Source organism: Mesorhizobium sp., assembly GCF_041661565.1.
In the GTDB taxonomy this organism is placed as follows: domain Bacteria; phylum Pseudomonadota; class Alphaproteobacteria; order Rhizobiales; family Rhizobiaceae; genus Mesorhizobium.
Map to the genome: position 1 here is coordinate 98496 of NZ_JBAZUD010000001.1, position 15892 is coordinate 114387.

The following is a 15892-nucleotide window of genomic DNA, read 5'->3' on the forward strand; positions in this document are numbered from 1 at the left end:
CAAGCTGGCCAGAAGCGGGCCAATTCAAGCAAATTTCAAATTCCGGTGATCGTTGTCATCCTGCGCCCGTGGCGCACGCCGCAACAGCTTCTGATGCCTGTACTCCAGCGCAATCGCTCCCCAGATCAGGCCGAGCAGCAGATAGACATGGCGCCAGTGGTCTATGTCGATGAAGGTGCCGAGGCCGATATTGCCGATGAAGGCGACATAGGCGCACAGGAGGTACGGCTGCCACGGCCGGTCGCGCAGCAGGATGCGGAATCCGGCTGATATCGTCCACAGGACGAGCGCCAGGAACGACACGAAGCCGAGCCAGCCATAGTCCATAAGCATCTTCAGCCAGATGTCGTGCGTGTCTTCGCCGTAGATCGTGCCGAAGACCAGCGGGCCGATGCCGAACGGGTGTTCGAGCGCCATCTGGAAGCCGATCGTGTAGCGGGCGAAGCGGCCGAGGCGGGCGGTGTCGTAGCTCTGTTCGAGATGGGCGCGGTTGGAGAACATGTCCGCCACGCCGGGCAGTTGCAGGATGACGATGATGGCGATGACCAGCAGCGACAGGGCGGCGATCGTCATCACCACCACGCGCAGCCTGAACATGCCGCTGGCGCTTTGCAGGAACAGGCAACCGGTGAGCAGGATGGCCGAGACGCCGAACATGCCCCAGGCGCCACGCGAGAACGAGAAGAAGATGCCGGCGGTGATGACCAGCAGCGGCACCGCCAGCAATGGCATGCGTGTGATCGGCCCGGTCAATAGCAGATAGAGCAGATAGATGCCGGGCAGCACCAGGAACGGTCCGAACACGTTCGGATCCTGGAAGGCGCCGGCGGCGCGGTCGTATTTGGTGAATATCTCCGCGCCCGGAAAAGCGTGGAAATAGCCGGCAATGCCAAGCAGCGAGGTGATCACCGCTGCCGCGACATAGGCAATGAAGATCACCCGGTAGAGGGCCGGTTGCACGGCGGTCACCGAGGCGAAGAACACGGCGGTGAAGGCGAGAAACAGCGATACGGCCAGATAGAGCGGGGTGTTGGCCAGATTGGCCATCTGCGTCATCGAGATCATGCCGCCGATGTTCATCGTCAGCAGCAGCACCAGCAGCGGCGATGCCGCGCGCGATATCCTAAGGCCGAAGAGTGCCCAGACGACAATCAGCCCGGCCATGTAGAATTCATAAGGCGCCGGTTCGACGATGACGAAGCCCGACAGGAATATGCCGAGGAAAACCGCGCCGGAGGAGATCAGCGCGATCAGCTTAGCGTTGACCGCGCCCAGCGGCAGGTCGTGGGAAATCGCGCTCAATAGGCGTTTTCCGTGTTCAGCAGGCGCAGCGGCGTCAGGAACAAGATCTTGAGATCGAAAAGCAGCGACCAGTTCTCGATGTAATAGAGGTCGTATTCCGTGCGCATGCGGATCTTCTCGTTGGTGTCCATCTCGCCGCGCCAGCCATTGATCTGCGCCCAGCCGGTGACGCCGGGCTTGACCTTGTGGCGCGCGAAATAGCCGTCGACCACCTCGTTGTAGAGAAGATTGTGCGACTGCGCGGCGATGGCGTGCGGGCGCGGCCCGACCAGCGACAGCGAACCGAGCAACGCGTTGAAGAACTGCGGCAACTCGTCGATGGAGGTCTTGCGGATGAAGCGGCCGACGCGGGTGACGCGTGGGTCGTTCTTGGTGACGGTCTGCCTGGCGGTGGGATCGGCCTTGTCGGTGTACATCGAACGGAATTTGTAGACCTCGATGACCTCGTTGTTGAAACCATGCCGCTTCTGGTGGAACAGCACCGGTCCCTTGCTGTCGAGCTTGATGGCGATGGCAGCCGCCAGCATCACCGGCGAGAAGACCACGATCCCGATCAGCGAAAAGACGATGTCGAAGGCGCGCTTGGCAACCGAATCCCAGTCGTTGATGGGCTTGTCGAAGATATCGAGCATCGGCACCGAGCCGATGTAGGAATAGGCGCGCGGGCGGAACTGAAGCGCGTTGGAATGCGCCGACAGGCGGATATCGACCGGCAGCACCCACAGCTTTTTCAGCAGCTGCAGCACGCGCGTCTCGGCGGTCAGCGGCAGCGACACGATCAGCATGTCGATGCGGGCGATGCGGGCGAATTCGATCAGTTCCGAAACGGTGCCGAGCTTGGGATAGCCGGCGACGATCGGCGGCGAGCGCTTGTCGCCGCGGTCATCGAAGATGCCGCAGATGCGGATATCGTTGTAGGGCTGCTTCTCGACGGAGCGGATCAGGATTTCCGCCGCCTTGCCGCCGCCGACGATGACGGCACGGCGCTCCATGCGGCCGTCGCGCGCCCAGCGGCGGATCAACCTGGACATCACCAGCCTGAGACCGACGAGGAGCGCAAAGCCGACGACAAACCATGTGCCGAACAGGAGGCGCGAATAGTCCCCCGACATTTTCATGACGAAAGCCATCAGCGCCATGAGGGCGAAGGTGCCGGCCCAGACTACCAGGATCCGGCCAAGGCTGGCGATCGGCCGCATCAGGGAGGCCACCTGGTAGCAATCGGTGACGTCGAGCAGCAGCACGGCGAGGAAGGAGGCCGCGCCGATGGTCAGCGGATATTGCCAGGCGAGGTAGTTGAAGAAGCCGACATACTGGAAATAGACAAGCAGCCCCGACAGGAACAGCATCGCGAATTCGACCATGCGAAGGACGCCGCTGACCATGATCGGCGACATCGTATCGCGCCTGTACTGCGAAGCGACCTGGCGTGCGACATCGTTCATGCCGCCGGGCGGGTCACCGTTGGCGGGACTCTCGAATTTGCGCACTGCTTCTGGCGAAAAGCGGCGCGCGGGATCGATCTCGTTCATGGGCTTTCCGCGAGCTTGCCCGCGGTGAATAGCATAAAGAGAGCTAAGAAAGCCTTTTAACAACGCGTGGCTTTGGAAGCGCCCTGCGGCCTATTTGCCAAGCGCCGCGAAATAGGCCCGTTCGATCTCGGCGGCCATCACATCGGCGCCGAAACGCGCCTTGAGGCTGGCGCCATCGGGCATCAGGTCGCGATAAGCGGCGGGGTCCGCCAGCGCCTGGCTCATCTTGTCGGCAAGCTCCAGCGGGTTCGGCCGGATCAAGGCGGGGGAATCGATGGCGAAGATCTCCGGTATGCCGCCCACCCCGGTGGCGATCATCGGTTTTCCGGCGGCAAGCGTCTCCAGGACGATATAGGGCATGGCCTCGGCGCGCGAGGGAACGACGACGAGCGCCGCCAGCGCGAATGCCTCCCTGGCGGGCATTGGCGGCAGGAAGCGGACCTGGCTCTCGAGCTCCAGCCGCTTGACCTGCGCCTTGTAGCGGGGCAGGTCGTCGCCGTCGCCGACCATCACGGCGCTGACCGCCCGGCCGAGCCTAGGGCCGGCCAGGGCCACGGCCTCGATGAAGATATCCGGCCCCTTGAGATCGCGCATCATGCCGATATAGAGCACGTCGGCGCCATCGGCCCGGGTGGTTACCGGCTCGAATTCCGCGGCGCGCAGGCCGTTATAGACAAGTTCGTTCGGGATCGGCGGCTCGCCCACCTTGTGCCGGTAGGTTCGCCTCTCATAGTCGGACACGAACAGCAGACAGTCGGTGAATCGAGCCATGAAGCGCTCGAGCGCGAAGAACAGTTTTCCGGTGGTCGTGTTCTCGTCATAGTGGAGGGAGCCGCCATGCGGCGAATAGAGGCGGGCTACGCGAGACCTTGATACCCGCAACAATGAGCCGAACAGACGGGCATAGGCGCCACCCTTGGCGCCATGCCCGTGCAATATGTCCGGCCGCAATTCCTTGATGATCCGATACGTGCGCCAGGCCGATGCCGCGTCCCCCAGCCCGACATGGCGCTGCATCGGCGTGCGATGGATGCCCAGCGCCAGGCTGTCCTTCATGTCCTCGAACAGGCGCTCCTCGAACGCGCCGCCGGTCGTCGAATCGCAGACGATGCCGACCAGGTGCCCGGCTTCGACCTGTGCCTCGGTCAGGTCGCGCACATGACGGAAAATTCCTCCGACGGGTGAGCGAAAGCAATGAACGATCCTGAGGGTGCCCGCCACGTCGGATCATTCAAAACAGGCGTTCGCGCACGTAGACGGTATCGCCGGGCAGCAGCGGATCGGAGGTGATCACGCGGCCAGTCATTACCTTGCCGTTGATGTCGCGGGTGATGTCGACGCTTTCCTGGTTGGCGCGCGCTGTGAAGCCGCCGGCAATGGCGATTGCCTTCTGCACGGTCAGGCCGGGGACGTAGGAATATTGGCCCGAGGCGCCCACTTCGCCCATGACGAAGATTGGCCGGTAGCGGTCGATTTCGACCGAGACGTCGGGATCCCGCAGGTAGCCTTGCCGCAATTTGTCGGCGATTTCCTTTTCCATCTGCTGCGCGGTGTGCCCACGCGCCGGTATGGCGCCGACAAGCGGGAAGGAGAGATAACCGGATTGGTCGACGCTGTAGGTATTGGTCAATCCCTCCTGCTCGAACACGGTGACGCGAATGCGGTCGCCGGCGCCGAGGCGATAGGGCTGCTCGAGCACCTCGTGGAAGGCGGCCGGGGTCGGCCGGTAACTGGAACAGCCGGCAAGCATCGATACGGCAAGCAGCGCGCGAAGCAGGGAAGCAGTGCTTTTCATGACCGGACAGGTACCTTCGACTGGCCGCCGCTGCGTCGCGGCAAACATCAGGGATCGAGGTCCGTTATCATCCTGTTAGGGTTAATGGGCGGTAAAGGACGCGGTGGACACAGCGCGCGTGGGCGACGTAGCAGGACTTTTCGACCGCCTCTTACGGCCAAGTCCCGGCAAATCCTTAACGCGATATTACCGCCATCTTAACGCCTGAGTTACCATAATTGTTTACGGTGCGTGCTGACCCAGTATCGGAGTAGGGATGCATGTCCGTTCAGTCCGCGGCCGCAGATGTCGACGTCGATCTCAGGCAGCTCTTCGCCAGCCTGGCGCGGAACTGGCTGCGCATCCTCGTCATCGCGCTGGTGGTGACGGGTTTGGCATTCGCTTTCACCCTGGTGGCCAAGCGGCACTACAAGGCTGTAACGCAGATCAAGATCGAGACAGGCGAGTCCGTCTACACAAGGCCAAATGGCGCCAACGACAATGACAAGCCTCTTCTCGACGAGGAAGGAATTGCCACCGAAGTCCAGATCGTCTCCTCCAGCGACATCCTCAAGCAGGTCGCCGTCAAGCTCAACCTCGCGCGGCTGCCGGAATTTGACGACGCGGCCAACATGTCGGCGCTCGGCAAGCTGCTCGTCATCACCGGCCTGAAAAGCGACCCGCAGGAAATTCCGGCCGAAGAGCGCGTGCTGAAGAAGATGCGTGACGGGCTCAATGTCTACAGCGTCGAAAAGACCCGCATCATAGCCATCGAGTTTTCCTCGCAGGATCCCAAGCTAGCGGCGGCCATCCCGAATGCGATTGCCGAAGCCTATATCGCCACCCAGGGCAGCGCGAAAATCACATCGAACTCCGCCGCCACCGCGTTTCTGGGGCCTGAGATCGCCGATCTGCAGCGGCAGGTGAAGGATGCCGAGGCCAAGGTTGCGAACTACCGGGCGCAATCCGACCTCCTGCTGGGTGCCAACAACTCGGTCCTGGCCACGCAGCAGCTCTCAGAACTGTCGAGCGAATTGATGCGCGTGCGCGCCAACCGTGCCTTCGCGGAAGCAATCGCCGACAGCGTGCGCAAGGCACTGCAGGGCGGCGGTTCGCTTGACGCGGTGCCGGAGGTCTTGTCGTCGGACCTGATCCAGCGACTGCGCGAGCGGCAGGTCGAACTCAAGGCCAACATCGCCGACCTCTCGACCACCCTGCTCGACAATCATCCGCGTATCCGCGCGCTGAAGTCGCAGCTTGCCGATCTCGACAGCCAGATCCGCAACGAGGCCCAGAAGATCATGAGGGGGCTGGTGACCCAGGCGCAGACCGCGCAGGCACGTGAGAACCAGCTGGTCGCCGACGTCAACACGCTCAAGGCCGCATCGGCGCGCGCCGGCGAGCAGCAGGTCGAACTCGATGCCTTGCAGCGCGACGCGAATGCCCGGCGCCAGCAGCTCGAGACCTATCAGGCCAACTATCTGGCGGCGGCCTCGCGCAAGGACCGCAACTACCTGCCGGTCGATGCCCGCATCGTTTCCGAAGCCCAGGTGCCGTCCGAGCCCTATTTCCCGAAAGTGCTGCCGATCGTCGGCGCCGCCTTTGTCGGGTCCCTGCTGATCATGGCAATCGTCACCCTGCTGCAGGAGCTGTTTTCGGGCCGCGCCATGCGACCGGCGGCCGGCGCCCGCTTTGAGCGCATCGACGAGGTGGCGATGCCTGTGATCCGCCAGGAACCGGTTGTCGAAACATTCGAGGATCGCGCCATCGACCAGGCGGCAGCACCTGAGGAGGTCCTGCGGCCGCAGCCTTTGGAGCGGGCCGTTGCAGCAGACACGCCGCTTGCGCCCGCCCAACTGGTCGACGAGGATGAACACGCCGCGCGAGCCGAACCAATGGCTGAAGCCGATACCGTTGACGCGCCCGAGCCGGCACGCTCTGCCCTGGGTGAGATCGACATCGACAGAGCGGCCGAGAAACTGATCGCAAGTGGGGCCGCGCGGGCCATATTCGTCTCGCCGGAAGGTGACGAGGCCGCCGCCTCGGCCGTGCTTGTGGCGCGCGAGGTCTCCGATGCCGGCCTGCGTGTGCTGCTGCTCGACCTCACCGCGTCGGGCGCGGCGTCGCGGCCAATGCTGGACAGCGGGCTGTTCCCGGGCATCACCAACCTGCTCGCTTCGGAAGCGCAGTTCAGCGATGTCATCCACGCGGATCTCTATTCGGATTGCCACGTCATTCCCGTCGGCACCGCCGATCCGGTGCGCGCCATGCGCGCCGCCGATCGGCTGCCCATCATCATGCAATCGCTGACCACGGCATACGATCTTGTCGTAGTCGAATGCGGTCCCGCCGACGCGCAAGGCATCAGCCGCGTGACCGGCGACGCCACCGAGGTCTTCCTGTCGATGCTGGAAGCCGACGATGAGGTGGCGCAGGCTGCGCACCAGCTGATCGAAAGCGGATATACGGGCCTGACGCTGGTGACGCCGCTAGGCCATGAACCGCCAGGCAGGCCGGTGCCGGGACGTCGAACCGCGGCCTAGAACAATTCCAGGAAAAGTGTGAAACGGCTTCCACGTGGCCGCTCTCGACCTTCGGGTCTGGGCAGGGCGTTGCCACGGGGAAGTCCTGAGCTTCTGGGGTCTAGCCTTCGTCTTCGCCGGGGTCCGCTGCCTGTCCCGCCGCCTTGCGGCGCAGCATCTTGGTCAGTTTCCAGATCGTCGGGCTGTTCTTGATGAAGGCTTTGAGCCGCGCGTTTTGCCGAAGCGACAACGCCAGCACGCGTCCCTTCAGCGTCAAGGGAAGCAGCACCTCGAAATGCTGGATCTCGATATCGCACCACAGCCGCTTGTAAGGTTCGTCGCCGACGGAGAAATCATAGACCTCGAAGCCGGCCTCGCAGGCTTCCTCGATGTTATCGAAGAACAGGAAGTCGCCCGGGCTGGCGTGGCCGAGATCATCGTCGGCGATCGCGCCGAACTCGCAGATCAGGCGCTTCCCCGAGCGGCTTGAACCGGTAATGGCGCGCAGCTTGCCGGCAACCTCCAGTCCGTGCAGCACGAAACGCGGCCGGTCCTCGCCGAGCGCCTGGGTGAACAGCGCGCGGAAGAAGGCGCGTACCTGCTCGTCGGCGAAGACATTGGTGATGCCCATCTTGCGGAAGCGGGATTCCTTCATCTCGAAAAAGGCATCGAGCAGCCTGTCCACCTCGTCGGGGGTGCGTGCCTCGATGCGGCGGTGGGGGCCGACGGCCTCCAGTTTGCGCATCTGCGAGCGGTGCTTCTTGCGCTTGCGCTTGGCGCTGATGCGCGACAGCATGGCGTCGAAGCCCCCGCCGAGATCGACACCCAGAGACAGGTTGGGGCTGGCGAAATGGTCGAACGAGGCGAAAGGATTGGCGACGCCATCGAGATCGGGCAGCAGCCGTTCGAGCGCCACGATATCGATGTCGGGGCGGGCCCTGGCGATGGCCGCGAGCAGCGACCGGATCGAGGTGACATCTGCCGTGGCGAGCCATTGCGGATCGGCGGCAACGAAATTGCCGTTGGCGTGCCGGTCGCCCATGAACCTTGCGATGCGGAACGGACCTTTGGTGGTGACCTCCAGGGCCAGCGCGAAAAGCGGCCTGCCGTCGATGGCTAGGGTCGCTACCACCAGGTTCGGTCCGACCTTGGCCGCCCAGTTCAGGACCCAGGCAGCGCTCTGCGCCGGTGCGAACAGCGCCGAATGGCAGAACTGCGCATAGGCTGCGAGTCCGTCGACGGACATGACGGATATCGACGGGCCGGCCTCATCCAGCGGCAAAGTGCGGGACGCGGTGGCTCCGAGCCGCTTGCCGTCAAATGACGCGGTTGCGTCAACCATACCTCAATCCTTAGGGCGTATTCGTGGCGTTTTGGGGGTTCGCGCGGGCGCATTCCATGCTTGGACCAGCCTAGGCGCAAAAGGTGAATGAATGATCGACGGAGGCGAGGCAATCCGGAAACTGGCGCTTCATGTCGTTCGCTATTCCGGGCTTGCGCCTCTGGCCAAACCATTCATCGGCGGCATTGGCGCCATATTGATGTTGCACCGCGTCACCGCGACACCGGAAAAGCCCAACAGCGTCAACCAGCATCTGAACATCGCACCCCGCTTCCTTGACGCGCTGATTGCCGACATGAAAGCGAGCGGCTATGCCTTTGTTTCGATGGATGAAGCCATCGAGCGCATCAAGGCCGGCGGCCGGGGCGGCCGGTTCGCGACGATCACCGCTGACGACGGCTATCGCGACAATATGACGGAGGCGCTGCCGGTGCTGGAAAAGCACGCGGCGCCGATGACCATCTACATCGCCCCCGGGCTGGTCGACGGAACGGCCGATCTGTGGTGGGAGGTGGCCGAGGACATCGTCAACGCGCGGGATGCCATCACCCTGGCGACGCCGAATGGTCCCTTGTCGATCGATTGCTCTACCCCCGCCAGGAAAGTGCAGGCCAATGCACGTTTGCAGGCCTATCTTACCGCCGAGGTCCCCGAGGAGGACCTGCGGACCGTGCTGCGCGATATGGCGCAGGCCAGCGGGGTGGACGTCGACGCCTCACGCCGGACGCTCATGAACTGGGACGACATCCGCGCCATTGCCAGGCATCCGCTGGTGACCATTGGCGCCCATACGATCCACCACAGCAATCTGAAGCGGCTGTGCGAAACCGATGCGCGGCGCGAGATCGGCGATGTCCGTGCCACGCTGGGCGCCGAACTGGGCGGCATGCACAGTCATTTCGCCTATCCCTATGGCTATGCCAGCGCCGCTGGCCTCCGCGAAGTGGGCTTTGTCCGGGAGGCCGGCTATGCGTCCGCCGTGACGACGCGACACGGCGTGCTGCGCGCCGAGCATGCTGGTTTCTTGCACGCCCTGCCGCGCATCTCGATCAACGGACGCTACCAGAGCTTGGCCCACATCCGCACCATGCTGTCGGGCGTGACGACGCCGCTCGCCAATGCCGGCAAGATGGTCGTGACGATCTGAGGGAACTTGTCCTTCAGCGCTTGGGGCGCCGCTCCAGCATCAGCCATTTGATGATGCCCATCGCCGGCAGCACCCATAGCAAGCCGCTGAGCAGGAAGAACAGGAAATGCACCCACGGCCCGGATTCCGACAGCCGGGCAACCGCGAAGATCGACGCGACCAGCGCGTAGATGACGACCAGGGCCACCAGCAGGAATGTTCCGATCAGCTTTTTCAGGCGCAGGGGCATGTTGCGGTCTCGTTGATTTCTATCGCTTAGGCCGAACGGCCAATGCGTGCAACCCGGCAGGCGCGGCGCGACGGCGTGCCGCGCCGCATGGACTTGCCAGCAAGAGGGCGATGGTCCACCAATCCGCGAAACAACCGCCGGGACAACACCATGGCTGCCATACCAGCTGCCGCGCCTTTCGTGGACCGCGACCGCGACCTGCACAATCGGGCGCTCGTACGCGGCTGGCTTTACGTGGTGCTCCTGGTGCTGTTCGCGCTGGTGCTGGTCGGCGGCGCGACGCGGCTCACCGATTCCGGCCTGTCGATCACCGAGTGGAAGCCGATCCACGGCGTCATCCCGCCCCTCAATGACGCCGAGTGGCAGGAGGAATTCCAGCTCTATCAGCAGATCCCGCAATATGCCGAGCTCAACAAGGGCATGAGCATCGAGGCCTTCAAGTCCATTTTCTGGTGGGAGTGGGCGCACCGCATCCTGGCGCGCAGCGTCGGCCTTGTCTTTGCCTTGCCGTTACTGGCGTTTTGGGCGACTAGCCGTATCGAGCGCGGGCTGGGGCCAAAGCTGGTGGGCATTCTGCTGCTGGGCGGACTGCAAGGCGCCATCGGCTGGTGGATGGTGGCGTCCGGCCTGGTCGACCGGGTCTCGGTCAGCCAGTACCGGCTGGCGACGCATTTGACGCTTGCCGCACTGATCTTCACCGCCACCATGGTGGTGGCACGTGGCCTGGCGCCGCATTCAGAACGCGCTGCCGACCGGTCCACGCAGCGGCTGGCCGGCATCATCGTGCTCCTGGCGCTGGTCCAGATCTATCTCGGCGGTCTTGTCGCCGGGCTCGACGCCGGCTTGAGCTACAACACATGGCCGCTGATGGACGGCAAGATCATCCCGGGCGATCTCCTGCTGCTCGAACCCGCGTGGCGCAACTTCTTCGAGAACCCGAAGACGGTGCAGTTCGTCCATCGGCTTGGCGCCTACACGGTGTTCGTCGTCGCCTTGTGGCACATGGTCGACACGCGTCGGCGGCTGCCGGGTTCAACACATGCGCGGCGCGCGACGCTGCTGTTCCTGGCCGTGCTGGCGCAGGCGTCGATCGGCATCGGCACGTTGCTGATGCATGTGCCGCTGCACATGGCGCTGACGCACCAGGCATTCGCGCTTGTCCTGCTGGGTTTTGCCGCAGCGCATTGGCGCGGCACCAAGGGCGCCTATCCCTTGCCGCATGGGATCGCGTTTCAGAACTGATCCGGCGGTTATATCAAGAACTCATCCGGCCGCGCGCTGCTTTCCAGCGCGCGGGGAGTGCAGCGGGCATCAGAGGCCGAGCATCAGGTCCATGTTCTGGACAGCGGCGCCCGAGGCACCCTTGCCGAGATTGTCGTAGACCGCCACCAGCAAGGCCTGCGCCCGCTTGTCGTTGGCGAAGACATAGACCTTCATGCGGTTGGTGCCGTTGTAGATCTCTGGGTCGATCTCCGGCACGCGCTCGACATGCGCGAAAGGCGCCACCTCGACCACGCCACCCCTAATCGTCGCGAAATGATCGGCGATTGCGGCGTGCAGTTCCGCGCCGGTCGGCACATGGTCGAGACCGCCGAGCTGCAACGGCACGACCGTGATCATGCCCTGCGCGAAATTCCCCACCGCCGGCTGCATGATCGGATCATGCGACAGCCTCGAATAGGCCCGGAGCTCCGGCACGTGCTTGTGCTGCAGGGTCAGGCCGTAGGGCAGGAATTCGGAGGCATCCTCGCCCTTGGCGACATAGTCCTCGATCATCGGCCGTCCGCCGCCCGAATAGCCGGAAATGCCGTTGACGGTGATCGGGAAGTCGGGCGGCAACAGGCCCGATGCCACCAGCGGGCGCAGCGTCGCGATGGGTCCCTGCGGCCAGCAGCCGGGGTTCGCCACGCGCTTGGCCGAGGCGATCGTCCTCGACTGCTCCTTGTCCATCTCGGGAAAGCCGTATGTCCAGCCTTCGGCCACGCGATGCGCCGTCGACGCGTCGATGACCTTGGTGGTGTCGTTGGCGATCAGCGACACGCTTTCAATGGCCGCGTCGTCGGGCAGGCACAGGATCGCGACATCGGCGGCGTTGAGGAATTCGGCCCGCGCAGCCGTTTCCTTGCGACGTTCGGTTGGGATCGAAATGATCTCCAGGTCGCCGCGCTCGGCAAGCAGTGTCCGGATCTGCAGGCCCGTGGTGCCGTGCTCGCCGTCGATGAAGATTTTCGGTTTCATGGATCGATCAAATTCCCTGCTATTTCAAAGCTATATGCCGTGACCGTGATTCATCGCGGCACCGTTGTGGCCGCCATTGTTGAGCTCTTGCTGCCGGGCTTTTCGCTCGGCCAGCAGGCCGAGATATTGCATGGCCACCATCGAGCCGGCGATCGCCGTTATATCGGCGTGATCATAGGCTGGCGCAACCTCCACGACATCGGCGCCGACAATATCGATCTGGTTGAGCTGGCGCAGCGTCGACAGGATCTTCGCCGAGGAAGGCCCACCGGCAACAGGGGTGCCGGTGCCTGGCGCATAGGCCGGATCGAGGCAGTCTATGTCGAAGGTGAGATAGGTCTTCTTGCCGCCGGTGCGGTCAACGATGGCATAGGCGATGTCAGACGCGCGCATCTCCTCGATTTCGTGGCCATGCAGGATCTTGATGCCGAACGTGTCGGGCGCGTGGGTGCGGATGCCGATCTGGATGGACCGGTCGGGATCGATGATGCCTTCCTTGACGGCGCGGCCGACGAAGGAGCCATGGTCGATGCGCTTGCCATCGTCGGGCCAGGTATCCTGGTGGGCGTCGAACTGCACAAGGGCGAGGGGACCGTGGATGGCGGCATGCGCCTTCAGCAGCGGCCAGGTGACGAAATGATCACCGCCCAGCGTCAACAGGAAGGCGCCGGACTTCAGGATCCTGGCGGCCTCGCGTTCGATCGTGCCCGGCGTCTTCTGGTGGTTGCCCGAGTCGAGCAGGCAGTCGCCATAGTCGACCACCGCGAGATGCTCGAACAGATCGCGTGAGAACGGATATTGCGGGTCGTTGTCGAGGATCGCGGAGGCGCGGCGAATCGCCTGCGGCCCGAAGCGGGCGCCGGGCCGGTTGGTAACCGCCGCGTCGAAGGGAATGCCCCACACCACTGCGTCCGCGCCCTTCACGTCCTTCGTATATTTGCGCCGCATGAACGACAGCGCGCCGGAATAGGTCGGCTCGAAGGCCGCGCCGGTTTTGGAGCGGGCGGTGAAGGCATGGTCGATGGTGGTGTTCGCCATTACGGGTCCTCGCTGTTCATCGGGGTGCAACAACTACAGAACCGGCACGGAAGATGCCAGTCACGGCTTGCGGAGATGAAATCGCGCCGCCCAGGTGCCACGGCAGAACAGGATTTGTGCCATCATGACGCAGACAGCGTTTCTTAATCCGGCCCGTGCCCTGGTGTCGACCCGGGGTGGCACGATCGCCGGGCAACGGTTCCTGGTTCTCGATTCCTGGCGCGGCATCTGCGCGCTCCTGGTGGCACTGTTCCATTTTCCGACCGGCTCGATGGTTTCGCAAAGCGCCTTCATCGGTTCGTCCTATCTTTTCGTCGACCTTTTCTTCGTCCTCTCCGGTTTCGTCATCGCCAGCAGCTACGGCGACCGGCTGAACCAGCCGGAGGACGTCGCGCGCTTCACGCTGGTCCGTTTCGGCCGCATCTATCCTCTTCATCTCTTCATGCTTGCCGCCTTTGCCGGCTTCGAACTGCTGCGGCTGGTGCTGCCGCAACTGCATGGCACCGGAGCCGCTCCCTTTACGGGCGGTTTCGACATCAAGAGCCTGCTTGCCAATCTTCTCCTGCTGCAGGGTGTCGGCTTCGAGGACCAGCTGACGTGGAACGCGCCGAGCTGGAGCATTTCGGCCGAGTTCTTCGCCTATCTGCTGTTTGCCGGCGTTGTCTTTGTCGCCGGCGCTCGCGCCTGGGTATGGTTCGTTGCCGCCGCCATCACCGCGCCGCTCTTCCTGCTCGGCTTCTCCACCCACCATATGGATGTGTCCTTCGATTTCGGCTTCATCCGCTGCCTGTACGGCTTCTCGCTCGGCGCATTGCTGGCATGGTTCCAGCATGATTCCATTGCAGGAGCGCGACAGGCGCTGGCCAGGGCCGGCGGGCCGCGCATGGCCTGGACGCTTGCCGAGATCGTCATGGTGGTGGTCATTGTCCTGTTTGTGTCGATGGCGGGCGATAACGACCTCGGCATCGCCGCACCGCTGGTATTCGCGCTGGCGCTGTTTCTTTTCGCCCACGAAGGCGGCTGGATCAGTGCCTTGCTCCGGACCCCTTTCATGCTGACGCTGGGCTCGCTGTCCTATTCGATCTACATGGTCCACATCTTCGTTCAGGCGCGGCTGATCAATGTCGCTGGGCTCATCGAGCGCAAGCTCGGCGGCCTCGGCCTGATCGGCGACTTCGTGCTGCGCGGACAGCCCGCGACGGGTTTTGCGGGGGGCTTGACCGGAGCCGCGGCGATCCTTGTCATGCTCTTCGCCACCATCGCCGCCTCATGGATCACCTGGCGCTTCGTCGAAATGCCTGCCATGGCCTGGTTCCGCCGGCTCTCGAAACGCATCTGATGCGCGCTCTCGCGGCAAGCAGCTAGCCGGCTTCGTTCACCTCCCTGTCACGGGCGTCGCCTATCCGGGTCTCGATCCGGCAAGGAGCGATTCTCGATGCGGACCATAAGCCTGGGCCTTCTGATTTCCACCATGCTGGCGACACTGGCCGGGCAGTCATTTGCCGGCGAAACGCGAGCCAGGCAGGTTCTCGACCGCTTCGAACATGCTAACCAGTGGCGCGACCACGTCATGGTGGCCGCGCATCGCGCCGGCAGCATGCAGGCGGGCAAGACGCTTTACGCGGAAAACTCGATCGCGGCGGTGGAAGGCTCGATCGCCATGGGCGCTGAAATCGTCGAGGTCGACATCAGGCGCTCGAAGGACGGCGAGTTTGTCGTCATGCATGACAGCTGGCTCGACCGCACCACGACCTGCAAGGGCGAAGTCGTCGCCTATACGCTGGCCGAACTGAGGTCCTGCCGACTGGTCGTCGAGGGCACCGGCGTCGTTACCGGCGAGACGGTTTCGACGCTGCGCGAGATGCTGATGGCGACCCGGGACAGGATCCTCATCAATCTCGACAACAAGCTCGAAGTCGGCGACCTCTCGGGCATGATCGCGGTGGCGCGCCACCTCGGCATGGCCGAGCAGGTCATCGTCAAGGAGAACCTGTGGAGCCAGAACAGGATTTCCACGGTCAAGGCCGCCATGGATGCGATTGGCGGCGGCTTCCAGTTCATGCCGATCCTCGCCGACGATGCCGTGCATGATTCCGGCTTCGCCAAGACGGTCGACCAAGCCTTCTCGTTGCGGGCGATCGAGCTGATCAACTGGCGGGACGGCGCCCAGAGATTGACCGAGACCGGCGGACCGCTGTTCAGCACGCGCATGCGGGCGGCCGCGGTGAGCGGCGACTGGCATATCTGGGCCGATACCTACGCCATCGTCAACAAGCCGGGCGGCTTCCTCGCCGGCGGCCGCGGCGACGAGCTGGCGATCCAGGCCAGCCTGCCCGCCGAAGCCTGGGGTTTTTGGGCCGAACGCGGCGCCACCATCATCCAGACCGACGAGCCGAAAGCGGCAATCGACTGGCTGGCGGCGAACGGCTACCGCGTGCCTTATGCCGATGAGGCGCGGCCGGCGGAACCCGCCAAGACGGCGAGCATCAACTAGGAGGCCGTCGCTGGCGCGACGGCCGAAACCCAACGATGCGAACGCGTGCTTTCGGCGCGGGGCCGCTCGACGCCGTCACGCCGCCTTTGCCACGCCATCCAGTTCATCGAGCAGGTCCGCCGACAGCCGCAGTTCGGCCGCCGCGAGGTTTTCCCGCAGATGCCCGACCGAGGACGTACCCGGGATCAGCAGGATATTGGGTGAGCGCTGGAGCAGCCAGGCAAGGGCCACTTGCATAGGCGTGGCGCCGAGGCGGGCCGCCACCGCCGAGAGA

At 63.9% G+C, this 15892-nt stretch carries 14 protein-coding genes; 5 read left to right on the forward strand and 9 right to left on the reverse strand.

What is annotated here, in order from left to right:
- Nucleotides 1-24: 24 nt before the first annotated feature.
- The 4 genes from WC739_RS00440 to WC739_RS00455 all read right to left on the reverse strand — a co-directional run bounded on the left by WC739_RS00440 (nucleotide 25) and on the right by WC739_RS00455 (nucleotide 4629).
- On the reverse strand, nucleotides 25-1302 hold the full coding sequence (locus tag WC739_RS00440) for an O-antigen ligase family protein (protein ID WP_372951022.1): 1278 nt from the start codon (nucleotides 1300-1302) through the stop codon (nucleotides 25-27).
- Nucleotides 1299-2834, reverse strand: coding sequence for an undecaprenyl-phosphate glucose phosphotransferase (locus WC739_RS00445; RefSeq protein WP_372951023.1), 1536 nt, complete (start codon nucleotides 2832-2834; stop codon nucleotides 1299-1301). The genes WC739_RS00440 and WC739_RS00445 overlap by 4 nt, the downstream gene beginning before the upstream one ends.
- Before the next feature lie 90 nt (nucleotides 2835-2924).
- A complete protein-coding gene (locus WC739_RS00450; protein WP_372951024.1) occupies nucleotides 2925-4055 on the reverse strand; it encodes a glycosyltransferase family 4 protein in 1131 nt (376 codons plus the stop codon).
- A 10-nt stretch (nucleotides 4056-4065) separates the two neighbouring features.
- Nucleotides 4066-4629, reverse strand: coding sequence for a polysaccharide biosynthesis/export family protein (locus tag WC739_RS00455; RefSeq protein WP_372951025.1), 564 nt, complete (start codon nucleotides 4627-4629; stop codon nucleotides 4066-4068).
- Nucleotides 4630-4889: 260 nt separating this feature from the next.
- Here WC739_RS00455 and WC739_RS00460 point away from each other — a divergent pair, with 260 nt between their 5' ends.
- The gene (locus WC739_RS00460; protein ID WP_372951026.1) at nucleotides 4890-7151 is read left to right on the forward strand and encodes a GumC family protein; all 2262 of its coding nucleotides are present in this window, start codon (nucleotides 4890-4892) and stop codon (nucleotides 7149-7151) included.
- A 100-nt stretch (nucleotides 7152-7251) separates the two neighbouring features.
- Here the strand turns inward: WC739_RS00460 and WC739_RS00465 are convergent, their stop codons facing one another.
- Nucleotides 7252-8472 carry a GNAT family N-acetyltransferase gene (locus tag WC739_RS00465; RefSeq protein WP_372951027.1) on the reverse strand — a complete coding sequence of 407 codons (1221 nt, stop codon included), beginning with the start codon at nucleotides 8470-8472 and terminating at the stop codon, nucleotides 7252-7254.
- Between the two features lie 91 nt (nucleotides 8473-8563).
- Here WC739_RS00465 and WC739_RS00470 point away from each other — a divergent pair, with 91 nt between their 5' ends.
- Nucleotides 8564-9619 (forward strand): polysaccharide deacetylase family protein, encoded by a 1056-nt coding sequence (locus tag WC739_RS00470; protein WP_372951028.1) that lies wholly within the window; start codon nucleotides 8564-8566, stop codon nucleotides 9617-9619.
- 13 nt (nucleotides 9620-9632) lie between these two features.
- On the opposite strand, the gene WC739_RS00475 is transcribed toward WC739_RS00470, so the two are convergent.
- Nucleotides 9633-9848, reverse strand: coding sequence for a DUF2842 domain-containing protein (locus tag WC739_RS00475; protein ID WP_372951029.1), 216 nt, complete (start codon nucleotides 9846-9848; stop codon nucleotides 9633-9635).
- A gap of 150 nt (nucleotides 9849-9998) precedes the next feature.
- Here WC739_RS00475 and WC739_RS00480 point away from each other — a divergent pair, with 150 nt between their 5' ends.
- Nucleotides 9999-11090: a COX15/CtaA family protein gene (locus tag WC739_RS00480; protein WP_372951030.1), complete on the forward strand. Its 1092-nt coding sequence runs from the start codon at nucleotides 9999-10001 to the stop codon at nucleotides 11088-11090.
- Nucleotides 11091-11159: 69 nt separating this feature from the next.
- On the opposite strand, the gene argC is transcribed toward WC739_RS00480, so the two are convergent.
- Together argC and speB are read right to left on the reverse strand one after the other, a co-directional pair.
- A complete protein-coding gene (gene argC / locus WC739_RS00485; RefSeq protein WP_372951031.1) occupies nucleotides 11160-12086 on the reverse strand; it encodes an N-acetyl-gamma-glutamyl-phosphate reductase in 927 nt (308 codons plus the stop codon).
- A 30-nt stretch (nucleotides 12087-12116) separates the two neighbouring features.
- Nucleotides 12117-13124: an agmatinase gene (speB, locus tag WC739_RS00490; RefSeq protein ID WP_372951032.1), complete on the reverse strand. Its 1008-nt coding sequence runs from the start codon at nucleotides 13122-13124 to the stop codon at nucleotides 12117-12119.
- Nucleotides 13125-13248: 124 nt separating this feature from the next.
- On the opposite strand from speB, the gene WC739_RS00495 reads away from it, so the two are divergent.
- Complete coding sequence (locus WC739_RS00495) at nucleotides 13249-14463, forward strand: acyltransferase family protein (protein WP_372951033.1); 1215 nt, start codon at nucleotides 13249-13251, stop codon at nucleotides 14461-14463.
- Between the two features lie 96 nt (nucleotides 14464-14559).
- Nucleotides 14560-15618, forward strand: a complete 1059-nt coding sequence (locus WC739_RS00500) for a glycerophosphodiester phosphodiesterase family protein (protein ID WP_372951034.1) — start codon at nucleotides 14560-14562, stop codon at nucleotides 15616-15618.
- 75 nt (nucleotides 15619-15693) lie between these two features.
- On the opposite strand, the gene WC739_RS00505 is transcribed toward WC739_RS00500, so the two are convergent.
- The coding region (locus WC739_RS00505; protein WP_372951035.1) for an aldo/keto reductase at nucleotides 15694-15892 on the reverse strand (199 nt) is incomplete at its 5' end.